The organism is Pseudoalteromonas sp. LC2018020214 (genome assembly GCF_016598755.1).
GTDB lineage: Bacteria > Pseudomonadota > Gammaproteobacteria > Enterobacterales > Alteromonadaceae > Pseudoalteromonas > Pseudoalteromonas distincta.
Genome location: NZ_CP066804.1, coordinates 175,760 through 199,076, shown reverse-complemented (window position 1 = coordinate 199,076; position 23,317 = coordinate 175,760). Strand labels below are relative to the sequence as shown.

At 40.3% G+C, this 23,317-nt stretch carries 18 protein-coding genes and 1 riboswitch; of the genes, 6 read left to right on the top strand and 12 right to left on the bottom strand.

The window, feature by feature from the left end:
• Positions 1-12: 12 nt before the first annotated feature.
• The 5 genes from JG479_RS00920 to JG479_RS00900 form a co-directional block, all read right to left on the bottom strand.
• Positions 13-774 (bottom strand): SapC family protein, encoded by a 762-nt coding sequence (locus JG479_RS00920; RefSeq protein WP_149601978.1) that lies wholly within the window; start codon positions 772-774, stop codon positions 13-15.
• Positions 775-786: 12 nt separating this feature from the next.
• Positions 787-2,313, bottom strand: a complete 1,527-nt coding sequence (locus tag JG479_RS00915; RefSeq protein ID WP_138489953.1) for a tryptophan halogenase family protein — start codon at positions 2,311-2,313, stop codon at positions 787-789.
• A 192-nt stretch (positions 2,314-2,505) separates the two neighbouring features.
• Positions 2,506-5,253 (bottom strand): TonB-dependent receptor, encoded by a 2,748-nt coding sequence (locus JG479_RS00910; RefSeq protein ID WP_200219743.1) that lies wholly within the window; start codon positions 5,251-5,253, stop codon positions 2,506-2,508.
• A gap of 187 nt (positions 5,254-5,440) precedes the next feature.
• Positions 5,441-6,415: an aldose epimerase family protein gene (locus JG479_RS00905; RefSeq protein ID WP_200219742.1), complete on the bottom strand. Its 975-nt coding sequence runs from the start codon at positions 6,413-6,415 to the stop codon at positions 5,441-5,443.
• Positions 6,416-6,615: 200 nt separating this feature from the next.
• Entirely contained in the window at positions 6,616-7,014 is a 399-nt protein-coding gene (locus JG479_RS00900) for an acyl-CoA thioesterase (RefSeq protein WP_200219741.1), read from the bottom strand.
• A gap of 33 nt (positions 7,015-7,047) precedes the next feature.
• On the opposite strand from JG479_RS00900, the gene JG479_RS00895 reads away from it, so the two are divergent.
• Positions 7,048-7,752 carry a 2OG-Fe(II) oxygenase gene (locus tag JG479_RS00895; RefSeq protein ID WP_197121328.1) on the top strand — a complete coding sequence of 235 codons (705 nt, stop codon included), beginning with the start codon at positions 7,048-7,050 and terminating at the stop codon, positions 7,750-7,752.
• A gap of 20 nt (positions 7,753-7,772) precedes the next feature.
• Here JG479_RS00895 and JG479_RS00890 read toward each other — a convergent pair whose 3' ends face one another.
• The 6 genes from JG479_RS00890 to JG479_RS00865 form a co-directional block, all read right to left on the bottom strand.
• The gene (locus JG479_RS00890) at positions 7,773-9,008 is read right to left on the bottom strand and encodes a cysteine desulfurase-like protein (protein ID WP_200219740.1); all 1,236 of its coding nucleotides are present in this window, start codon (positions 9,006-9,008) and stop codon (positions 7,773-7,775) included.
• An 11-nt stretch (positions 9,009-9,019) separates the two neighbouring features.
• Entirely contained in the window at positions 9,020-9,652 is a 633-nt protein-coding gene (locus tag JG479_RS00885) for a 2OG-Fe dioxygenase family protein (RefSeq protein ID WP_039488617.1), read from the bottom strand.
• 200 nt (positions 9,653-9,852) lie between these two features.
• A complete protein-coding gene (gene acnB / locus JG479_RS00880; RefSeq protein WP_039488618.1) occupies positions 9,853-12,450 on the bottom strand; it encodes a bifunctional aconitate hydratase 2/2-methylisocitrate dehydratase in 2,598 nt (865 codons plus the stop codon).
• Between the two features lie 292 nt (positions 12,451-12,742).
• Positions 12,743-13,798, bottom strand: a complete 1,056-nt coding sequence (locus JG479_RS00875; protein WP_039488619.1) for an OmpA family protein — start codon at positions 13,796-13,798, stop codon at positions 12,743-12,745.
• Positions 13,799-14,188: 390 nt separating this feature from the next.
• Entirely contained in the window at positions 14,189-15,598 is a 1,410-nt protein-coding gene (locus JG479_RS00870) for a protein adenylyltransferase SelO (RefSeq protein WP_149601970.1), read from the bottom strand.
• Positions 15,599-15,609: 11 nt separating this feature from the next.
• Positions 15,610-16,305 (bottom strand): DNA-3-methyladenine glycosylase I, encoded by a 696-nt coding sequence (locus tag JG479_RS00865; protein WP_149601969.1) that lies wholly within the window; start codon positions 16,303-16,305, stop codon positions 15,610-15,612.
• Between the two features lie 191 nt (positions 16,306-16,496).
• Positions 16,497-16,697: riboswitch (Lysine riboswitch) on the top strand.
• A gap of 190 nt (positions 16,698-16,887) precedes the next feature.
• Between JG479_RS00865 and dapA the strand changes: the two genes are divergently transcribed.
• From dapA to JG479_RS00840, 5 genes are all read left to right on the top strand, one after another.
• The gene (gene dapA / locus JG479_RS00860) at positions 16,888-17,772 is read left to right on the top strand and encodes a 4-hydroxy-tetrahydrodipicolinate synthase (protein WP_002958800.1); all 885 of its coding nucleotides are present in this window, start codon (positions 16,888-16,890) and stop codon (positions 17,770-17,772) included.
• Between the two features lie 15 nt (positions 17,773-17,787).
• Positions 17,788-18,528: a 2,3,4,5-tetrahydropyridine-2,6-dicarboxylate N-succinyltransferase gene (locus JG479_RS00855; protein WP_002958799.1), complete on the top strand. Its 741-nt coding sequence runs from the start codon at positions 17,788-17,790 to the stop codon at positions 18,526-18,528.
• A complete protein-coding gene (locus JG479_RS00850) occupies positions 18,528-19,733 on the top strand; it encodes a PLP-dependent decarboxylase (RefSeq protein WP_200219739.1) in 1,206 nt (401 codons plus the stop codon). Before JG479_RS00855 ends, JG479_RS00850 begins: the two co-directional genes overlap by 1 nt.
• Positions 19,734-19,738: 5 nt before the next feature.
• A complete protein-coding gene (locus tag JG479_RS00845; RefSeq protein WP_200219738.1) occupies positions 19,739-20,860 on the top strand; it encodes a succinylglutamate desuccinylase/aspartoacylase family protein in 1,122 nt (373 codons plus the stop codon).
• 378 nt (positions 20,861-21,238) lie between these two features.
• Positions 21,239-22,273, top strand: coding sequence for a phospholipase A (locus JG479_RS00840; RefSeq protein ID WP_002958796.1), 1,035 nt, complete (start codon positions 21,239-21,241; stop codon positions 22,271-22,273).
• Between the two features lie 72 nt (positions 22,274-22,345).
• Here the strand turns inward: JG479_RS00840 and JG479_RS00835 are convergent, their stop codons facing one another.
• On the bottom strand, positions 22,346-23,239 hold the full coding sequence (locus JG479_RS00835) for a bifunctional GNAT family N-acetyltransferase/hotdog fold thioesterase (RefSeq protein ID WP_002961136.1): 894 nt from the start codon (positions 23,237-23,239) through the stop codon (positions 22,346-22,348).
• Between the last annotated feature and the right edge of the window lie 78 nt (positions 23,240-23,317).

The following is a 23,317-nucleotide window of genomic DNA, read 5'->3' as shown; positions in this document are numbered from 1 at the left end:
AAAAAGTGCACGCTACAGCGCGTGCGCATCTCGACTTAGTTCTAACTTAATTTGCTTTAAAGGCATAAGTTCGGGACGTTGGTTGTGCAGCTTTACCAATGCATTTAACTGAAACAGTGAAATAAGCATACTGTTAAGCACACTTAGGTAACCTTGCTTGTGTAAGTTTGCAACGGTATCGCTATCTAAAGTTTGCAGTTTGTCTTCATCAACGGTGCTCAAACCTTGAATAGTTTGGGTTTCGCCTTGTTCAAACTGCAATACAATATCTATGTTTTTAATAAGCCCTAAGCGCGCTACTTCTTGGGTAAATTGATACGTTTGATAATCATTTTTTAAATCGCTTTCAAGTAGCTTTTGCTGAGAATTTAAAAATAAGCTTGGGTTACCTTTAGCATCAAATAGTGCCTCGCCTTGCTGCGTATTTACGGCTGAGCTTTGATCATCAATCGCAATAAAGTAGTCGCTGCTATTTGCTTCATGGGTCATTAAATAAAGAGGGTGAGTTTGTATACATACCGGTCTGTAAAGCGCCTGCCACTGGTTGTTATTAACCAATAAACTTTGCCCAGCACTAAAGCTTGTTAAACCCGATACGGTATAACTGCCGTTTTGCGCATTTCGCGCTAAAAATATAGGTAAGTCGCATGCAGCTTTTGCCACTTCGTTAGCTCTTAAATTAACTAAATGCTGCGTTTTTGCATATTCAATACCTGCATTAGGGTTAATTTTTAATGTTTGGTGTTTGGTGTTTACTAGTTCACTAATAGCCATAGTTACACATCCTTAAACTGGGTTAGCCGCTAACCACTGCTCAATATAAGCGCGGTGTGGCGGCAAAGTTTGCAACATCTGCTGTGTAAGCTGGCTGTTACGTTCAATTATTTGTTTGGCTTGCGCGTCTTGTGAATACAAATAAGCCTGTTTAGTAAAGTCTGGTTTGAAGCCCATACCATATAAAACGTACTGGTAGCTGGCGGCTGGGAATAACTCTAATGCACCATGAAAATCTTGAATAAGCGGGCCACGGCTTCCCCAAAGCAGTAAATCTTCTTGCAGGGTTTGTGGAATAGTGTCCGGATGTACATGTGCTTGCCAGTAAGGTTCTGGGCGCTTGGTTAGCATGTAATGGAGCTTTAAAAAGTCGATAATGCGCTGCCAGCGGTAGTCCATTTGCTCGTTAAAGCGTTTAGCTACAATAGGCATTACTTGTGTATCTGCTGGCATATGCTCTGCTACAAAGCGTGCTGAAATTTCAACAAGCATAATAGCGGTTGCTTCAAGCGGCTCTACAAACCCTGCTGACATACCCACTGCAACACAGTTTTTATGCCAAAACTTCTCACGATAGCCCGACTCAAAGCTAATTTTACGGGCAGTTAAACCGTTTGCTGCATCGCCTAAATAGTTTCGTAAGTTTTGCTCTGCTTCATCGTCTGATAAAAATTTGCTTGAATATACATGCCCTACACCACGGCGATGCGTTAAACCTATATCCCAAATCCATCCAGCGTTTTGCGCTGTTGCTATGGTATGGCTGGCTAAGGAGTCATCGTTTTCATCGTAAGGGACTTGCATCGCCAGTGCGCTGTCGTTAAATAGCACGTGGTCCATTTTTTTAAACGGTACGTTGAGCGCTTGGCCTAATAACAATGATGAAAAACCAGTACAGTCTATAAATAAATCGGCGCTTATAATGCGGGTTTGATCTTTTAGAGTAAGCTCATTTATTGCACCATCGTCATCAAGTTTTACCTGATCAACAGTACCAATAATATGCTCTACGCCAAGCTTACTTTTACAATGCTGTTTAAGCATTTCTGCAAAAGCGCCGGCATCTAAGTGATAAGCGTAATTACAGTTACCTTGATATTCACCTTGCGCTATACCTCTTGGGGCTAAGCTTGCTTCGCAAATATCATGTTGAAAATTAGTTTGCTGTGCAAAATCTTCAACATTATCTAAATAAGGGGCTAAATCTATGCGGCCGTAGCCTAGCGGTACAGTAAATGGATGGTAGTAAAAGTCGTTGTTGCCGTGCGTCCAATTTACAAATTTACCACCTTGCTTAAAGGTAGCGTTACAGGCTTTAAATACATCAACTTCACGCAAACCTATTTGCTGAAGTGTGTTTTTCATAGTGGGCCAGGTACCTTCACCTACACCAATTGTTGGAATATCTGACGATTCAACCAACATCACTTTTAAGCCATCACCATTTTTACCTTGGTGATACGAAGCTATAATTGCAGCGCTCAACCATCCTGCTGTGCCGCCACCAATTACTGCGATTGTTTTTATTGCTTTATTCATAATGGACTACTCTTTGAGTATCTTTGATAACGTTTTATACAACAAATGCCCGGTAGGGCATTTGGATTTAATGTGGCTTCATTTTAGACAATTAGGTTAACTAATATACATTACTGTTAAATTAACCTAATTGGTATTAGCACTAATGTGCTGCAATGAAACAAGAGGCGAGAAGTTCGCCTCAAACATTAATTAAAACGATCCGCGAATACCAAACGCGTAACGTGAGCCATTATCTTCCACTGAATAAATTTGGTTAGCAAAACGACCTGTTTGTACTAACTCTTCCTCAGTGATATTGATGCCTTCAGCAAAAATAGTGAAGTTTTCGTTAATATCGTAGCTTGCACTAATATCCCACTGGCCGTAAGTTTCTACGTTCACTGGTTCACCATTGAAGCCGTTATCAACTAAGCGTAAAAAGCCTTCACGGTTGTTAAATGCAACACGTGCTTGCCAGTTGTCTTGCTCATAAAACAATACTAAGTTTTGTGAATCGCCCAAACCTTCTAGTGCAAATGTTTGAGTTGTATCATCACCTACACTAATGTCGCTATTCACAACAGTCGCATTGGCAATAAAACCAAAGCCATTTTCAAACATGTGAGTAACACCCACTTCGAAGCCGGTTACAGTTGCAGACTCACCATTTTGAGGACGGCTTACAGTGTAAACTTCTGAGCTACCAATAAGTTCGTCATCTGTTTGGTCTGTACATGTAGTACACGCAAAATCAGGACCTGAACGGTCAGACATTTCGTATGTTTCTGCACCCGTTAACGTAACAATAAAGTCGTCAACTTCTTTACTAAATACTGCAAAGCTAAATAAGTTAGCATCGTTGTAGTACCACTCGTAAGAGATATCCCAGTTTTCTGATTGGAATGGTTTAAGTGCTGGATTGCCACCACTTGCCGTTAAGTTTTGACGACGTGGTTCGTTAAAGTTTGTCGCAGGAGATAACTGAGACATAGTTGGACGAGTAATACTATCGTACGCGGCAAAACGTAAAATCATATTATCTTGTAGCTCAAGCTTAACGTTGAAAGACGGTAGTAAGTTTGAGTAGCTAGTACCTTGTTCAATATTAGTCGCAGGGCCAAATACATTAGCAAACAATGTCGCATCTGACGTTGGTATAACATCGCTAATAAAGCTTTGTATTGCAGCAACTTCAATATCAGTTTCTGAGTAACGAGCACCCATATTAACGGTTACTGGCATATCAGCTAAATCAAAACCAAGCGTAAAGTCCATGTATAAACTAGTGATGTCTTCGTTAATTGTGTAACGGTTATTTTGTAGCGTTGGCTCTACTGGGAAACCTTGATCGGCTAAGTAATCAAGCATTTTATCGCCGTCGTAGCTATAAAATGTATCGATCAAACCAGGGAAGTAATTACTCGCTGTATATGCTTCAAAATCAATTTCATCAAGCGGTGCTTGTGTACCGTAACCACAAAATTGACATTGGCTACCAAATACTTGGAAGCTTGATTTTTCACGCTCTTGGCGATAAGCACCAAAGTTAATACGCTCTACTGGGCCTTTATCTGGCACGTATTCAAAATCGGCTTTTACTTCAGTGATTTCATCTTCATCAGTAAATTGGTTACCAATTTCGTTGTAGTGAAGACGCGCTAGGCTTGGATCTGGCAATGAACCATTTTCAAAGCCATCATGCTGTACGGTAGGGATGCTGCCTGTACCGTCAAAGCTATAGCTGTTAATAATACCCACTACGTTAAAACGATCATTACCTGCACGGTCGTTTTCAGCTGTTGAGCGAGATACATCAAATTTTGCTTTTAATGAATCATTTACTTGCCAATCTACGTTAATACCAAATGCTTTGTTGGTTACGTCACGTGAGTTACGCGTGTGTGATACAAAATCACTTGCAGGGTCGCCACTTGGTGCGCCTAAGCCAACTTCTTGAGAGAAAGTTAAAAGCGTACCCGTTTCAGCATCAATTGTTGCACTACCTACGCGGTCTGGTTCAAACCAAGATGCTAAATCACGCACTGTTGAATCAACTTCAAATTTTGAAATCATTCCATCAACCGTAATCGTAACATCGTCAGACGGTGCATATTGTAGTACTAAACTTGCGTTTGTACGTTCACGGTCTTGCTCATCAACTACTTGGTCCCAGTTACGTGGAATGTAGGCATTTTCAAACAATACACCATCAGTTGGGTTAGATATTGTTTGGCCACCGCGCCAACCTGCCGTTAAAATTTGGTTGTTTTGAAGTTTACGTTGCTGATTAGTGATGGCAAAAAGCACACCTAGCTTGTCATCGTTAAACGTATTACTTATTAAAAATGATGTTGATGGAGATACTTCCTCAGAAAGGCTTTCGTACATACCTTTAACTGAACCTAAAATATGTAAACCACCAAAATCAAAAGGACGTGCTGTAGTTACGTTAACCGTACCACCAATGCCGCCTTCTTGAAGCGTTGCTGTATTACTTTTATAAATATCAGCACCGGTGATTTGATCCGCCGCCAATACATCAAAATTGAATTCACGACCTGCACTGTCTGTCGCAATTTGACGACCATTAACAAGTACAGTATTAAATTGTGGACCAAAACCACGAATAGTTACCGCTTGGCCTTCACCACCACTGCGGTCAATTGCTACACCTGTAATACGTTGCAGAGACTCTGCTACGTTTAAATCAGGAAATTTACCAAGATCTTCTGCTTTAATCCCGTCTGTAACAACATTAGATGCTTTTTTATCTAACATTGATGAACGTAAGCTGCTGCGGATACCCGTTACTGCGATAACTTCAACATCTTCATTTACTACTGTAGGCGTATTGCCTTCAGCGCCTTGAGCTGCAACGCTTCCGCTTGCCAATATACCAGTGATAGCAATACTGAGCGCGGTTTTCTTGTTGAACGATAACTTATTGTTAATTATCATTTTTTAAAAACTCCTGATTGTGTGTAGTCGTTGTGTCGTTGTGGTAGTGCGTATAGTTTCAAATACTATTTATATTATAAATACTTTAAACCGGCAAAAAGTGCAACCTTTTCCTTAATTATGGATAGCATTTAATTACCGTATATTTTCTTTTGATTTTCTTTTAATTAACATTAAAGAACTGTATTCACTCAGAAAAAGCGTAAATAATAACCTGTTCGTATTTCTCTGCTGGCAATAAATTAGCCTTTGGAAAATTTTCACGATTTGGCGCATCTGGCCAATTTTGAGCTTCAAAACACAAAGCTTGCCGTGCTTTAAAAGGCGAACCAACAAAGTTTGCGGTATAAAGCTGCATGCCTGGCTGTGTACTTTTAAGGGTTAAACTAACGTTCGTGTGTGGCGAAGTTAATGTAGCCATCGTCTTTAAACTGCTGTCATCATTAAAAATATAGCAGTGATCAAAGCCATTTCCAGCTTCTAGCTGAGGATGAACGGCGCTTAAGGCCTCACCAACTTGAGCTGGCTTAGTAAAGTCAAAGCAGGTACCGCAAACTAAAGCGGCTTCATTAAGTGGAATACTAGTTGTATCAATAGGAAGGTAACGATCGGTATTAATTTGAACAAGATGCTCATTAATTGATTCACTGCCATCAAGATTAAAATAGCAATGGTTGGTAAAGTTAACGAGCGTTTCTTTATTGGTTATGGCTTTAAAGTGCAGAGTAAGCTCGCCGTTTTTAGCGCTAATAGTTTGCCAAACCTGCAACTCACCGGGGAAACCTTGTTCGCCGTCGGGCGAGCAATAATAAAGTTCAACTTCACTTTCAGTTTGTTTAGTTACTTGCCAAAGTACTTTATTAAAACCTTTAACACCGCCATGTAGGCTATTAGGACCGTTATTTGCCTCTAGTTGATACTGCGTACCAGATAAGTTAAAACGCCCCTTTGCAATTCGATTAGCGTATCGACCTATTGTAGCGCCTAAGTAAAATGGGTTTTCAAGATAGTATTGAGGGTCATCGACGCTAAGCGTCATTTCTTGTTTTTTAAATTTAATGCTTTTTATTATTGCGCCAAACGGCAAAATTTCAGCTGCTAAATTCTCACCATCACTGAGCTGAATAACTTGTAAAGGCTGGTTACTGGCAATAGATGTCACACGCATACTCCAATCAAATTACCGAATTGACATTTCCTGTTATAACGGCGCAACAATATATAATATAAATAGTATATAATTGAAGCCTGCAACTCAATCTAAATACGTTAAAATTTCTCGACAAAAATTTACAGCTGCCATTATTTATTTACACTAATCCAGCTCAGCATGAGCTTATATAAAATATAAGCTTTGTAAGGTTAACTGCCTTGGTAAAAATGCTCGTTAAGCGCCGTTTTTTCGTCAATGCTAAGCGCTTGCTTTGATTTTGCAATAAAGTCGTATCTCACCATCACAGCTTTGCCTATCGCACAGCATTTATCGTGTTGCCATGCTTCTTGCCTAAGTATAAAAGAGCTAGTTCCTATATGCTCTACAGAGGTTTTTACGGTCACTTCGTGGCCATAAAATAATTCGCCTACAAACGACACTTCAACTTTGGCGATAATCAATTTCCAATCATGTGGATTTAAGTCCGGTGTAAAAAACTTAAAAATAGGTCCACGTGCGACTTCAAACCATACAGGGAGTACGGTATTGTTAATGTGTCCGAGTGCATCTGTTTCGCTAAAGCGCGGCATCACTTTTTCAATAAACATAAAAATCCAATAATAATTATATAAAGGTAAACCATGACGGACTTTATACGCGTTATTGATAACGCATTAAGCGATGAGTTTTGCGATGAATTTATTTCCACATTCGCGCAAAGCCCGCATGTAAGACAAGGGGTAACATCGGGCGGTGTCGACTTAAAGAAAAAAGACAGCCACGACCTACACTTAAATAATCACCCCGAATATGCACAACAATTAAAACATATACAACAAACGACTGCACAGCATGTTTTTAAGTATGTTGAAGAGCATATTTTTATGATGATTGGGGCATTTGGCTTAAAGGTTTATCATCCAAAAACAGGCGAAGTAGTCGATTTAACCCAAGAGAATTTTGAAGAAGTGGGTAAACCGCAATTACCCGTTTTAGTTCAGCAAATTTTTAGACTCGGTAACATTCAAGCGCAAAAATACGAAGTAAACAAAGGTGGCTACCCGTACTGGCACAGTGAAGTTTATCCGCAGCTACAGCACAATGAAGCTTTGCATCGCGTGTTGTTATTTATGTTTTACTTAAACGATGTAGAAGAAGGTGGTGAAACAGAGTTTTATTATCAAAACCGTAAAATCGCCCCTAAAAAAGGCACTATGGTAATAGCACCTGGCTACTTTACACATACTCATAGAGGCAATAAGCCAGTATCAAACGATAAGTATATTTTAACCTCGTGGGTATTGTTCAACCGTGCAGAACAAATATATGGTGCGCCTAAGAGTTAGCGCACCAAAATCAGTATTATTTAACCGAGCAGTTCATCAAATAAATTAAACAACTGATCTAGCTCTTCAATGGTGTTGTAGTGCATACAACCAATGCGCACTACGCCGCCTTTATCAAGCACATCTAATTGCTTGCACAACCCTTGCGCGTAAAAATTACCATCCCACACGCAAATATGCTGCTTACCTAGAAATTCTGAAACGGCGCGTGGCTCAAGCCCTTCAAAAATTAAAGCAAAAGTAGGTGTACGCTCATTAAGGCGATCAAAATCATCAATACCAAATAACTTAATACGTGGATAATTAACTAAGCGCGTTAAAAAGTGTTCGCTAAGCGCCATTTCGTGCTGCTTAGTTTTAGCAAAAGCAACGCTTAACTTTTCGCGACGTGAGTGGCTATCGTCAAGTTCGCTAATCGCCGCAATGTAATCAACAGCTGCGATAAAACCAGCCATTGCTTCAAAGCTTTGCGTGCCGGTTTCCCAGCGACCTGGTGCTACGTCTTTAGCTGGCTCAACCTTGTAAGGCGTAAACCCGTCTAAATGTTCTTTTTTACCATAAACCATACCTAAATGCGGGCCAAAAAACTTATACGCAGAGCACGCTAAAAAGTCGCAATCAAGTGCTTGTACGTCAATAAGTTCATGCGGTGCATAGTGTACGGCATCAACATAAACAAGTGCACCTACAGCGTGAGCAAGCTCTACAATACGTTTAATATTGTTAATTGAACCTGTGGTATTTGACGCATACGTTACCGCTACAAGCTTAGTGTTGCTGTTTAATAAGCTTTCAAATTGCACCATATCTAAGCTGCAATCAGCTTCATTAATTAAAGCCGTATTAACTTTAACGCCTTTATCTTCTGCAGCTTGTTGCCACGACGATACATTCGAGAAGTGATCGGCATTGGTTACAATTATTTCATCGCCAGCCTGCCAGTCGCGTGAAATTGCACGGCTAAAACTAAACGTAAGGCTGGTCATGTTTGGACCAAACACAATTTGTTGTGAGCTAGGTGCATTAAGTAAGTCAGCGGCGGCTTGGCGCGCATTCGCCATCAACTCAACCGTTTTATCACTTGAAAAAAACGCGCCACCTAAGTTCGAATTATAATGACCTAAATAAGCTGTCATCGCAGTAAGCACCGATGTTGGTACCTGCGAGCCACCTGGTCCGTCTAAAAATATTGGCGATTTACCATCAACGTTCTGCATTAATGCTGGAAACTGCTCACGTAATTGCGTTATGTTCATGCCTAACTTCCTTAAGACGTTAATACAAAACAATCCAGGTAACCTGGTTTGCTAGCATCAATTTTGTTCATAGGTGTTGCGTTATGCCACACTTGACGGTCGTTTATTAATGCAAACATGCCGTCTTTTATTTCCATTTTAAAACAAGGCTCAGCTTGCTTGTTTTCGTACACAAGCAGTTCGCCGCCTTCTAAGTTCTCGTGAGAAACACCGCATATACATACATGGTCAAAACCATCTTGATGCACGCCTTCTGGCGCTGCAGGTGTATCGCTATCGATGGCAAGCATACGGAACTGATGAATTTCAATATTACGCTGCTCATCAATACCGGTAAGTTGGCGAAACTCATTTACAATGCTTTTCATGCCCTCTGACTCAAGTAAACTTTGCTCTAAATTTTCGTAAGTACGCTCTACATTACCTTGAAAAGTATTAATTGAATCATCTTGAACAAATGCTTTGGCTTGCTGTAGCTTTATTTCACCATTTTGCATTTTTACTACTGAATAACGACGTTTACGAAAGGCACCATCTGCATAAAGGTTTGCAGGAAGGTTATCAAAAGAAGGTTTAACCAAATCAATATTTGCTTGGTTAACAAAACGTAGCTGCAATAAATTCTGGTTGTTTAATGCTGTCATAAAATCTCGCCTAAAATAATGAGAATATTGATAAGGATTTTAATGCATTTTGATAGGAATTTTTGCGCGATTAATTACTTTAAAAGCAATTTAAGACTAGAGTTAATACAATAATACAAAAAAAGAAGCATGAACTATCTAATATTTGTTTTAGCCAATAAAAAACCCGCCGAAGCGGGTTTTTAAACAAACTCTAAAAGTTATACAGCTTGTTGAATAATCACGTTGTCTGCTTTTTTAGTGTAAGCAGGCATACGGTGGAAGTTTAAGTAACGGTAAGTATCTGCAGCCGTTGCATTAATCTTCGCTGCGTATTCTTGGTACTCAGCTGGAGTAGGTAGTTTACCTAAAATAGCCGCTACTGCAGCAAGTTCTGCTGAAGCTAAGAATACGTTCGCGCCATTACCTAAACGGTTAGGGAAGTTACGTGTAGAGGTAGACACAACCGTTGCTTTGTCTGCAACGCGTGCTTGGTTACCCATACATAGTGAACAACCTGGAGTTTCGATACGTGCACCTACACGACCAAAGATACCGTAGTAACCTTCGTCTGTAAGCTGATCTTTATCCATCTTAGTTGGCGGGGCAACCCAAAGCTGAGTTGGGATACGACCTTTAAAGCCATCTAGTAACTTACCTGCTGCGCGGAAGTGACCGATGTTAGTCATACAAGAACCGATGAATACTTCGTCGATTTTCTCGCCAGTAACATCAGATAATAAACGTGCATCATCTGGGTCATTTGGAGCACAAAGGATTGGCTCTTTAATATCTGCTAAATCGATTTCAAGTACATGTTTGTACTCTGCATCAGCGTCAGCTTCCATTAGTTCTGGGTTAGCTAACCAATCTTGCATTGCAGTAATACGACGCTCAATAGTACGTACATCGCCGTAACCTTCAGAGATCATCCATTTAAGCATAACAATGTTTGATTCTAGGTATTCTGCGATAGACTCTTTAGAAAGTTTAACCGCACAACCTGCTGCAGAACGCTCTGCAGATGCATCTGATAGTTCGAACGCTTGCTCAACAGTTAGGTGTTCAACGCCTTCAATTTCTAGTACACGACCAGAGAATTCGTTAATTTTACCTTTTTTCTCAACTGTTAATAAACCTTCTTTAATACCGAAGTAAGGGATTGCATGTACAAGGTCACGTAAAGTGATACCTGGTTGCATTTCACCTTTAAAGCGAACCAAAATTGACTCAGGCATATCAAGAGGCATAACACCTGTAGCTGCTGCGAATGCTACTGCACCCGAACCTGCTGGGAATGAAATACCTAATGGGAAACGTGTATGTGAATCACCACCAGTACCTACAGTATCTGGTAATAACATACGGTTTAACCATGAGTGAATTACACCATCACCTGGGCGAAGTGACACACCGCCACGGTTCATGATGAAATCAGGAAGCGTATGGTGAGTGTTTACATCGATTGGTTTAGGGTAAGCCGACGTATGACAGAAAGACTGCATTGTTAAATCTGCAGAAAAACCTAAACATGCTAAGTCTTTAAGTTCGTCACGTGTCATAGGACCTGTTGTATCTTGCGAGCCAACAGTTGTCATTTTAGGTTCACAGTATTGGCCTGGGCGAATACCTGGAACGTTACACGCTTTACCAACCATTTTTTGCGCTAGTGTGAAGCCTTTTTCAGACACTTCTGTCACTGTTGGTACTTTAAATACATCAGTTGGACCTAGGCCAAGTGATGTACGTGCTTTATCAGTTAAACCACGACCAATGATAAGTGGTATACGACCACCAGCACGAACTTCATCTAAAATTACATCAGATTTAAGTTCAAAAGTTGAGATTACTTTGTCAGTACCGTGGCTCTTAACAACACCTTCGTACGGGTAAATATCGATTTGCTCACCCATGTTAAGCTCATCAACATTTAATTCGATTGGTAATGCACCTGAATCTTCCATTGTATTGAAGAAGATTGGAGCAATTTTATTACCTAGACATACACCGCCAACACGCTTGTTTGGTACGAATGGGATATCATCGCCCATGAACCAAAGTACAGAGTTAGTTGCAGACTTACGAGAAGAACCAGTACCAACAACGTCACCTACATATGCAAGTGGTAAGCCTTTAGTTTTTAATTCTTCAAGCTGAGAGATTGGACCTACTTCGCCTGGCTTGTCTGGTGTAATTCCATCACGTTCAATTTTTAGCATTGCTAAAGCATGAAGTGGGATATCTGGACGAGACCATGCATCTGGTGCTGGTGATAAGTCATCAGTATTTGTCTCGCCAGTTACTTTAAATACAGTAACTGAGATCTTTTCAGCAACAGCTGGCTTATTAGTAAACCATTCTGCATTTGCCCAAGACTCAATAATTTGCTTAGCGAATGTATTACCCGCTTTTGCTTTTTCTTCAACATCGTAGAACGCATCAAACATAAGTAATGTATTTGAAAGGCCTTTAACTACGATTGGTGCAAGTGTTTCGTCATCAAGTAGGTCAATCATTGGCGCGATATTGTAACCGCCCAGCATTGTACCTAATAATTCTGCCGCTTTTTCTTTAGAAACAAGTGGAGAATTAGCTTCACCTTTAGCTACAGCTGCTAAAAATCCCGCTTTAATATAAGCAGCATCATCAACACCAGCTGGTATACGCTGAATGAACAAATCTAAAATGAATTCTTCTTCACCTGCAGGTGGGTTTTTTATTAATTCAATAAGATCAGCAGTTTGCTGAGCATCTAATGGCGCTGGTACGATACCTAACGCGGCACGTTCTTCTACGTGTTTACGATATTCTTGTAGCACAATATTGCCCTCTTGGTGACGTGAAAGTATCCGGTAGCGCTTTGGGCGCAAATAAGTTACCCAATACTTATAGTATTCTAACGCGTAATTATAAAGCTTTTATGGATAGATGAAAATCCATCCAGTTGCGCAACTGATTATACCGATTATAAATACTATGAATAGTGGTTGTGGTAAAAACTATTTTCATGAATACTTGTTAAGTAAGAATCATTACCATTAACTAGTATTAATTTATTACAGGCATAAAAAAACCCAGCACTTGGCTGGGTTTTTATTACAAACTATTTAATTAACGTAAAACTTTAACGTTTTTGATAGTTTTGATATGCGCTTCTACACGACGGTTTTCTGCGTTTGCAGCTTTAGTGTTTGCATCATTTTTAAGACGCTCTTCACCTAAACCAACTGTAGTAATACGATCTTCAGCAATACCATCAGCAACAAGTTGCTTAGCTACAGCATCAGCACGTTTTTTAGATAACCATTTGTTGTAAGTTGCTTTACCTACAGCAGAAGTGTGACCTTCTAATAGTACTGTTGTATCTGGGTACTCTTTTAAGAATGCAGATACTTTTTCAATATCATTTAAGTATTGAGTAGATACTGCAGAAGCATTGTTAGGGAAAGTCACTAATAAGCTTACTGTTACTTCTTTATCTTCATATAAAGTACAACCAGTACCATCTACAGCATCAGTCATAGGTGTGTTAGGACACTTATCATCTGTATCAGCAATATTATCGTTATCGCTGTCTGCAGGGGCTACAGCTACTTCAACAACTTCAGGAGCAGGTTTAACTTGCTCAACCGGTGCAGAGTTTTGGCCAAATAAATAGTTAATACCAATTTTAGCGCCAACATCTGTATAACCACGGTCAAGACCTTGATATACAGCTGTTTCAGCATTTACAAATAAGCCATCTGTAATGAAATGCTGGTAACCAACACCTGCATTTAAGAATGTGTTGTCATCAACTACGTCAATTTCTTTAATACCGAAAAGACCATAGAAAGGACCGCCGTCTAAATGGTAAAGAGCATCAATACCGTAACGCTCGCCATCAATATTGTTACGGTTGCCAGCAACTTTATCAAAAGCATTAAAATCCATGTCTGCATATTCAAGACGTGCGCTCCAGTAATCACTGAAACGGTAACCAGCTTCAACACCCCAGCCAGTTGATTCGTTTACGTCAAGACCGGCTTGATCACGCATGTTTTTCCAAGATGCGTCATAGTAGTCACCAAATGCGCCAATGTAGAAACCTTCTTCTTTATCAGCAGCGAATGTAGATGCGCTAGTTGCAGCCAACGCGATTGCAATTGTAAGTGTTTTTAATTTCATTGTTTTCTTCCCATTTGAACAATTTTAAATTGTAGCTAATCGATACTAGCTCAATCAGTTTTATATAGACTAACTGAGCCTTTGTTAATCAATACTTAACGAAAAATAAAGTTTATAACTTTTTTTCTATGCCTTGTCACAACACACATCCACTTACTATAGGCGAAATTAAAACTTTATTGAAAAATAAATATAGTAGTTTTTGTAAATTAGTACTTAGCAAGGAATGTAAGAGCAATTAAATTGAATGCACTTATAAATGCAAAGAAATATTGCTTGCTTTATATTGTGCGCATAATACCACCAGAATTAGCATTCCCCTAGGTATATGCGCATGTTTGATTAAAAAATGACTCTTTTTAATCATGCGGTTATATTTAAAGTTAAGTATTAAGTACCACAAAAAGTCTGGTAGTCATTATCATTAGTCGGTGGAGAGCAAAATTCTGATAATTCTTCACCGTTAGAGTATGGATTGCCGGCTATTTTTATAAAGCGCTGTAGTAACTCGCTAGATCCTGTAGCGTTATATTGTGCAATTATTTCTTCGATCACATGATTTCGCGGTATAACACGAGGATTTGCAGCTCTCATTACTTCATAACTATTATCGTCAGTTAAGCTTACCCACTTAGCTCTCCATTCAATTAGCGACTCAGGTACGCTTTTTTCTCCTTTTAAGGATTCAGTAAGCGCATCAAAGGCATTGGTGTAGTCGAGCTGATTATCTTTTAATAGCGTTAACAACTCTGCTATTAACTCGCCACTACTATCGCTAGATTCATTTAAACCCAGTTTTTGTGCCCACATAGCCGTAAACTCAGTATTAAACTGCTCAGCAAAACTATTAATAAATGGCGTCATTAATGAAACCGCTTGCTCGTCATCATCGCTAATAAGTGGTATTAAACTCTCAGCTAGGCGTGCGCAGTTCCAGTTAGCTATATTAGGTTGATTACCAAATGCATACCGACCTTGTTTGTCGATAGAGCTAAATACGGTATCAAAGTCGAAGCTATTCATCATGGCACACGGGCCGTAATCAATGGTTTCTCCGTTTACTAGCGTATTATCGGTATTCATTACTCCATGAATAAAGCCAACACGCATCCAGCTCACAACTAGCTTAACTTGGTTTTTAATCACAGCGCCTAAAAATGCTAAATAGCGCTGCGATCCTGTATCCGTTATTTCTGGGTAGTGTCGCTCTATAGCTAAATCGGCTAAATTTTTAAGCCCTTCAACATCGCCTTGCGTTGCTAAATATTGAAACGAGCCAACACGAATATGGCTCGTTGCTAAACGAGTAACTATAGCCCCTGCTTGTGGCGGATTACGATAAACCGTTTCACCACTACCAACAACCGCTAAGCAGCGTGTGGTTTTAACTCCCAGCGCATGCATTGCCTCGCTCATTACGTATTCACGAATAGCAGGACCAAGTGCGCAACGCCCATCCCCTCCTCTTGAGTAAGGAGTAGCACCAGAGCCTTTTAATTGAATATCCCATAACTGGTTTTCATCATCACTAATAGCGCCCAGTAAGTGCGCTCGTCCATCGCCTAAGCGTGGTGAAAAATGTCCAAATTGGTGCCCAGAGTAACCAAGTGCTACTGCAGGAATCGCCTGTTTTTCGTTACCGCTAAAAGTGCTGGCACGCAAATCAGCCGCAACGTTAATATTAAACTCTTTTGCTAAGCTCTCATTCCACAGTAATAACTGAGGAGAGGCGACACTTGCAGGGAAATCTTCTATTGCGAAGTTTTCCGCAATATCTGTGTATCTTGGCACTAATTTCATGGTAATTCCTATTATTGCTGACTTATACCAACACGGTTGTCACCTACGCCATAAGCAACAATTAAGCTTAACTCTTGCATACTTAAGCCGCTTTGCTTTTGCATTTCGTTAAAAAAAGCTTGGGCTGCATTTAGTGACTTTTTAGTTTGTAAGCCGCCGTCTATAATTTTATGGGCACGCAAATAATTCTCTACATCGCGTGATAGTAAAAATGTATCTTTACCAAGTGCTCGCAACGCGTAAGGCCCTGTATTTCCGCCTAAACGCGAACCATGTTTTTTTAAATACGCCCACAAACCAATAATATCGTCTGTTGGCCAATTAGCGATAAACTGACTAAAACTGCCATGTTCCCCTGCTATTTCGTGGATCATGTAAGCATTTTCGGTAATTGTTTTTACTTTTTTATAGTTACGAACAATTCGCTCATCCGTTGCTTTTTGTTCCAGCATATCGGGTGGCATCATTAGTAACTTATCAACGCTAAAATCCCAAAAAACCTCTCTAAAGCCTGCCCACTTATTATTTATGACTGACCAATAAAAGCCGCTTTGAAATACTTTTCGAGTAAATTCTTCAAGCCAATCGTCGTCACTTAACGTGCTTAGTTGTTTTTTAGATAGCGGTTTTGCAAGTAATAATTTAAGCATTTTTTCAGAGCCTTTTCGCTCTACCGCTCGCTTATAAATATCGCTAAATTTTTCCATACTAATTAAATACCTCACTACTTATATTGCTAGTGTACGAGAAAAGCACCTAATACGTAACCACCCCTCTTTTCGATGAATTAATCTGTATTTAGTCGCTTGACACCTAGACGGCTAAAATGCTTTAATCGCCGTAATTACCCTATTTAAATTGCACAGGTTTGTAAGTTTTACCCTACAAACAGGTGCAAAGGGCTAGAAGAGGTGCGTTATTCAGGTAGCGTATGTTAGGAGCGCAAACTCCAGTAAGCATACGTGAGGGGAATTAACGCCGAGAAGTAACCACTTTTGCGAGGTGTTTATTTCGGGCGACTAGGTTGAACCCTAGCGACTGTCACCAATAGCTGCTTATAAAAAGCAGCTTGTTAGTTTGGTGGAGAGCTTCTGGTCTTAAATATTAAGGCCGTGCGCCCTATTATTTTAAGCCCATTCGCTCTTCGAATTATTAGTTCGAACGACGTTAATGCGGCTCCTTCCATAAAGCTTTTTAACTCTTCGAATAATACCAATTGCATTAAATTAGTTATCGCTAAAATGATCACGTTTTTAATAAAGTTGGTACAAATTATAAGTTCGTGAGAGATGATCAACAACTTCAATTTAAACGACTACTCACTGTGGACCGCGCTCGTTACGCCATTTGATCAACACGGCGATGTTGACTACAACACGTTAACTAAGCTGGTTAGCGATCAAGAAGCGGCACATAACGGTATTTTGCTACTTGGCAGTACGGGCGAAGGTTTAGCACTAACGCTAAAAGAGCAACAAGCCATTGTTGAACACGTATGCCAGCTAAAACCAACAGTACCACTCATGGTTGCTGTGGGCGGTAGTAACTTAAAGCAACAAATTGAGTGGGTTAATTACTGTAATACACTACCAATTCATAGCTTTTTACTTGGCTCACCGCTTTATGCAAAGCCTGGTGCTATAGGTCAAACTCATTGGTTTGAAAGCCTACTAAATGCAAGCGCTCACCCATGTATGCTTTATAACGTACCGGGTCGAAGCGCTGTTAGCATCCCAGCGGCAACAATTCAAAACTTACAAAACAATAAAAATTTATGGGCGTTAAAAGAAGCGAGCGGCAGTATTGCTCAGTTTGAAGCTTACCGCCAAGCGGCGCCTAATTTAGCTATTTTTAGTGGCGACGATGCGCTAATGCCTTATTTTGCTCAAGCTGGCGCAAAAGGTTTGGTGTCGGTAGCTGCAAACGCATGGCCTGAACAAACTCACGAGTTTGTTAAGCGCAGTTTAAGTGGTCAACACCCTAACTTATTTGCCCAGTGGTCAAGCGCTATTAATAGCCTATTTGCTGTCGCAAACCCTATTCCCGTAAAGGTACTGATGCATTTGCAAGGCCGCTTAAGCAGCCCGCAACTTCGTCCACCTTTAACACATCTTGAGTTAACTCAAACCGATTGCATTACAACTGCAAACAACACCATTTTATCTTGGCATTAAATACAGGTTTTTATAATGAGCTGGTTAGAACTATTAAATAATTTAGAATCGGGCGCAGTACGCGCAGCATCACAAAACGAAAGCGGCCAATGGCAAGCTAACGTAGAAGTAAAGCAAGGCATTTTAGAAGCCTTTAAAAATGGCACTAATACTGAGTTTGCAGGCGGCTTTGTTGATAAACATAACTTAGCTCCGCAAGAATTTAGTACTGATGATGGCGTTCGTATGGTACCAGGTGGCTCAAGTGTTCGCCGTGGTGCTTATGTTGCTAAAGGCACGATTATTATGCCACCAGCGTATGTAAACATTGGTGCATATATCGACGAAGGCACAATGGTAGATAGCCACGCATTAGTGGGTTCTTGTGCACAAGTAGGTAAAAACGTACATTTAAGTGCTGCAGTTCAGCTTGGTGGTGTACTTGAGCCAATCGGTGCAAGCCCAGTAGTTGTAGAAGACGACGCCTTTATTGGTGCAGGCTGTATTATTGTTGAAGGCGTAGTCATTAAAAAAGGCGCAGTACTTGCCCCAGGCGTGCGTTTATCAGCAACTATTCCAGTATACGACTGCGTAAACGAGCGCCAACTTGATAAAGGCGAGCCAATCCCAGAGTACGCGATTGTAATACCAGGCTCTCGCCCTGCGTCAAACGAATGGGCGCGCGAGCAAGGCCTAAGCATGTCGTGTGCGTTAATAGTTAAATACCGCGACGAGAAAAGCGATGCATCGTTATTGCTTGAAGAGGTTTTACGATAATGAGCTTTTTGAGCACGCCTATCAAAACCGCTGTAAATACTATTACACAACAACTTGATACACCTTTTTTTGTTTACGACTTAGATAAACTAAACACGCATCTTGCGCGTTTAGTTGCGCAAACCGACGTAAAACTATGGTACGCGGTAAAAGCAAATCCATTGTCTAAAATTATTCAAAGCTTAGACAACGCTGGTTTTAATTTTGACGTAGCAAGTAAAGGTGAGCTTGAGCAAGTACTCGCACAAGGTATTAGCTCACAGCGCGTGCTCAACACAGGGCCTGCAAAAAGCCCTAAACAAATTAAACACTTTATTGAGCGCGGCGTGCGTATATTCGTAGCCGAAAGCCTCAATCAAGTACGTTGGTTAAACCAACAAGCACAATTACAAAATACGCAGTTACAAGTATTACTGCGTGTACAATTACGTTGGCCTGAAGGTGAAAAAAACCCACTGGGCGGCGACAGCCTTACGCCGTTTGGTTTGGGTTGTAATGAATGGCAAGCACTCAATGTAGCTGACTACCCTGCGCTTAAATTTGACGGCCTGCATATCTTTCAGTGGGGCAACATGCTTAGCACGCAAAAACTAAGCGGCTTGTGGTCACAAATGATTGCACCTCTTAGCCAACTTGCCAGCGATTTAAATATTAGCCTTAAGATTCTCGATTTAGGCGGCGGCTTAGGTATTCCTTATACACAAAACGAAGCAACACTTGATTGGGATGACTTAATTGCTGCGCTCGCTAAAATTAAAAATGATGCGGGTGTAGAAGAATTATGGATGGAACTTGGTCGCTATGCCGTTGGCGAATGCGGTCATTACGCAAACCCAGTAGTAGAGCGCAAACAAAACTACAATCAAGAACAAGTAATTTTAAGCGGCGGTATAAATCACTTATTACGCCCTGCTGTTACCAGCCAAGACTTTCCTGCTGCATTACTGCGTGAATCCAGTGCTAAAACTCAAGCGGTCACTTTATATGGCCCACTTTGTACAGCGCTTGATTGCTTGGGTGAACATAACTTACCAAGCGATTTAAATGAGCACGACTGGCTAGTGTTTAGCCAATGCGGTGCTTACGGCTTTACCGAAAGTATGCCGTATTTTTTATGCCATGAGCTAGCTGCTGAGTACACCTTGCAAAACGGTACACTTACCTGTGTTCGCCAAGCCGAAAATGCCAGCCATTATTTAAGGTAACAAGTATGAGTAATACAACACACATTAGCCAAGAGAACATTGTAGTAGGGGAAGTTGCAAACGGCTTACCGCTTACAATTCCTGTGTATCGTTTAAAAGGCGATGGCACAGGGCCAAGTGTTTACATTCAGGCCAATATGCATGGCGCTGAAGTGCAAGGTAACGCAGTTATTTTTCAGCTGCTTGAGCAATTAAAACACCTTAACCTTAGTGGCGATATTACCCTTGTACCTTATGCAAATCCGATTGGTTGTAATCAAAAATCTGGCGAGTTTACCCTTGGCAGGTTCGATCCGATTACGGGCACTAATTGGAATCGCATGTATCACTACAATAAAAATTTAGTGACACAGTTTGCACAAAATCATACTCAGTATGACGACGCTACATTAAAAAGTAACTTCAAAAAGGCACTTATTGACGAAGTAGACAGCAAACTTCACGGCCCTGCTTATTTACTCAATACGGGTAAACGCATTGCGCTTAACTTACAAAAGCTCGCTCATCAGGCTGATATAGTACTCGATTTACACACAGGCCCTATTTCAAGCAAGCATCTGTACTGCCCAAGCTATGCAACCGACAGCGCACGTTACTTTAATATTGAACATGTATTGCTTATTCCTAGTGATTTTGACGGCGCTATGGATGAAGCTAACTTTTGCCCATGGTGGCATTTAAGTGATGCACTTAGCGGACAAGGTCGCGAATTATCAATACCTGTAGAAGCATTTACTGTAGAGCTAGGCAGCCAAGAAAAAATAGACTTAAAAGAAGCATTAAACGATGCAAACAGCATTTTAAGTTACTTAAATCACAAAGGCGTATTACAAAACGCACCGCATACGCCAGCTAATATCACTCGTTATGCATGTAACTTAGATGACTACTTTGCCTATTATGCCCCTATTGGCGGCATGGTTGAATACTTAGCTCCACTTGGCGGGCACATTAAAGCTGGTGAGCCTATTGCCAATATTTTACGCATGGAGCGCTACTTAAGTGAGCAACCATTGCAAACACTTACTCTTGATTGCGATGCAATTGCTATTTTGCACTTTGCCTCAGCGAGTGTTAATCAAGGTACCGAGCTTTATAAGTTTTTTACTAACATATTTGAGCTTTAGCTCACCCTTCTCATTGCGTGAGAGTAATACCAATTGCATTAAATTAGTGATCTATTATAGCGATAAGGAAATAGCTTAATAACAAGGCTAAAATTATGGTACATAGTTGTTCTATATAAATAATTTTTAACGTAGTTAGTGAGTTATTTAATACGCTAGAATGATCATGTTTTTAATAAAATTGGTATAAATTAACTAAAATAGTTAATTTGCATTAGAAAAGCGGCTTAGGCCGCTTTTCTTTTGATCTATATTTACTTTGTATACGTATAGACCTTGTTATAAATGAAAATTCAGTAAAAGTTCACCGTTACATATGTAAAAAGACGTTATAATTAAATTAACGCATACAACAACCCAAACTCACAAGGAATTACAATGAGCTGGCGCCACTGGATAACTCTTTCTGCTTTAATTAGTACCGCTACCTTCGCACAAGAAGAAGTTGCTACAAACGAGCAAGATAACGACATCGAGCTTGTAAAACAGTGTATTTTAAATGAGGTAATTGGCGGGGATGGTAAACAGACATTAGATGATCTTCGTAAAAAGTGTTCAGCTCTTGAAGAAAATAAACAACTTACCGCGCTTGATAAACGCCAAGCTCGTGAAGAAGTAGGTAAAAAAAATAGAAATGTAATTACGCCACATAAGCGTAACTATATTTTACCGCTTTCGTACGTATCACACCCAAACGATCGCCCATTTGATGGCTTTGATGCACTAACCGACGACAACGACGGTGAACCGCTCGACAACCTAGAAGCAAAATATCAGCTATCGATAAAAGTGCCTCTTTACGATGATTTTTCGGATAAAGACCAAGCCATATTTTTTGGCTTTACACTGCAATCATATTGGCAAATTTATAACTCAGAAATTTCATCTCCATTTCGTGAAACAAACTACGAACCAGAGATATTTTGGATAAATTACCTCGACCCAGAAAACGTATTATGGGGCGACGAAATGGCAATCGCATTAGGTATTTCGCATCAATCAAATGGTCGAAGCCAACCAAACTCGCGTTCGTGGAACCGTATTTATGCAGACTTTATCTGGGAAAACAGAGGCTTTGTTTTTAGCTTTAAACCTTGGTACCGAATAGCTGAGGACGAAAAAGAAGATATTTTAGAAGCCAATGGCGACGACAACCCAGACATATATAAATACATGGGTTACTTTGAGTTTAGCGGCGCGTATCGTTTTCATGACCATGAATTTAGCTTTATGACACGTAACAATTTAAATTCAGATAATCGTGGTGCAATTCAACTCGACTGGTCGTTTCCTTTATGGGGTCGCGTTCGTGGTTATGCACAATACTTTAACGGTTATGGCGAAAGCTTAATTGATTACAATGCGGATGTAGAACGTATTGGTGTCGGTATATTATTAACCGATTTGCTGTAATACTTCCCTAAGTTTTACGCACAAAAAAGCCAAGCATTGCTTGGCTTTTTTGTGTTTAGAGCAGCTAAACAGTTATTTTTTTACTACAAACTGCCCTTCAAATTCTGCAACCACGTTATCACCATCGTAAATAGTTACTGGCACGACGTAACTTGCTTTACCGTCGGTTTCTAAATCGCTTAACTTGCCCTTACAGGTTTGTATATCAACACAACCACGTGGGTCGGTAGTAAGCGGTTTTAAGTACTTAATGTTAGCATCGGCTAATACAATATTACCTTCAAGCCCAGCTTCTTTAAGTGCTAAGTACGTAGCGCCCCAACCTGTTAGCGTGGCCAAGCTATAAATAGAACCTGCAAACATAGTGTTATGTAGGTTTAAGTTAGCGTCTAGGTCGGCGCTGGTTGTAAATTGCCAATCGGTATAGCTTTCTACCTTAATCCCCATCGCGTCACTAATTGGAATAGACTCACGCCACGTATTTTGTAGTACTTGCGTCCAATTAGGGTGACGAAACCAACCTGGCTCAGACGGTTTTTGCTTTACCATTTTAAAGTGTTGAACATCGCCATACGCTAAGTGCGCTTTTTCTTTTAATTCGTAACCGTGGCGTTTATAAAATTCAAGCGCTCGTTCGCGTGCAAACAATACAAGCTCACCTGCGTTTTGAACCCATGCAATTTTTTCAAGCTCGTGCAGTAAGCGACTACCAATATGCTGGTTACGATTACCCTCTGCAACCGCCATATAGCGCACTTGTGCTTGCTCATGATTGTTAAAGTGCAAACGTGCTACACCTAGCACTTCACCTTCTTTATTTTTTATAAAGCGGTGCTCAGAGTCTTGTTCCATATCGTCTTGTTCAGAGCCACGTGGCTCGCCCCAAGGCGCGCGTAATACCTGCCAACGCAATTGGTAATACGCTTGCCAATCTTCGCTACTTTGTGGGGTGCTTACCTGAAACATACATACTCCTGTTGTTATATAAGCCGTAAATAAAAGTCAAAAAAGGCTACGGCGCTATACTAATAGTATTGATTATCT

Coding starts and splice junctions, on each gene's coding strand:
- JG479_RS00900 (WP_200219741.1), bottom strand. CDS start 7,014: ATGTTTATTGAAAAAGTGATGCCGCGCTTTAGCGAAACAGATGCACTC.
- JG479_RS00835 (WP_002961136.1), bottom strand. CDS start 23,239: ATGTTTCAGGTAAGCACCCCACAAAGTAGCGAAGATTGGCAAGCGTAT.
- JG479_RS00840 (WP_002958796.1), top strand. CDS start 21,239: ATGAGCTGGCGCCACTGGATAACTCTTTCTGCTTTAATTAGTACCGCT.
- JG479_RS00870 (WP_149601970.1), bottom strand. CDS start 15,598: ATGAAATTAGTGCCAAGATACACAGATATTGCGGAAAACTTCGCAATA.
- JG479_RS00890 (WP_200219740.1), bottom strand. CDS start 9,008: ATGAACATAACGCAATTACGTGAGCAGTTTCCAGCATTAATGCAGAAC.
- JG479_RS00920 (WP_149601978.1), bottom strand. CDS start 774: ATGGCTATTAGTGAACTAGTAAACACCAAACACCAAACATTAAAAATT.
- JG479_RS00845 (WP_200219738.1), top strand. CDS start 19,739: ATGAGTAATACAACACACATTAGCCAAGAGAACATTGTAGTAGGGGAA.
- JG479_RS00865 (WP_149601969.1), bottom strand. CDS start 16,305: ATGGAAAAATTTAGCGATATTTATAAGCGAGCGGTAGAGCGAAAAGGC.
- JG479_RS00895 (WP_197121328.1), top strand. CDS start 7,048: ATGACGGACTTTATACGCGTTATTGATAACGCATTAAGCGATGAGTTT.
- JG479_RS00910 (WP_200219743.1), bottom strand. CDS start 5,253: ATGATAATTAACAATAAGTTATCGTTCAACAAGAAAACCGCGCTCAGT.
- JG479_RS00855 (WP_002958799.1), top strand. CDS start 17,788: ATGAGCTGGTTAGAACTATTAAATAATTTAGAATCGGGCGCAGTACGC.
- dapA (WP_002958800.1), top strand. CDS start 16,888: ATGATCAACAACTTCAATTTAAACGACTACTCACTGTGGACCGCGCTC.
- JG479_RS00915 (WP_138489953.1), bottom strand. CDS start 2,313: ATGAATAAAGCAATAAAAACAATCGCAGTAATTGGTGGCGGCACAGCA.
- JG479_RS00885 (WP_039488617.1), bottom strand. CDS start 9,652: ATGACAGCATTAAACAACCAGAATTTATTGCAGCTACGTTTTGTTAAC.
- JG479_RS00850 (WP_200219739.1), top strand. CDS start 18,528: ATGAGCTTTTTGAGCACGCCTATCAAAACCGCTGTAAATACTATTACA.
- JG479_RS00875 (WP_039488619.1), bottom strand. CDS start 13,798: ATGAAATTAAAAACACTTACAATTGCAATCGCGTTGGCTGCAACTAGC.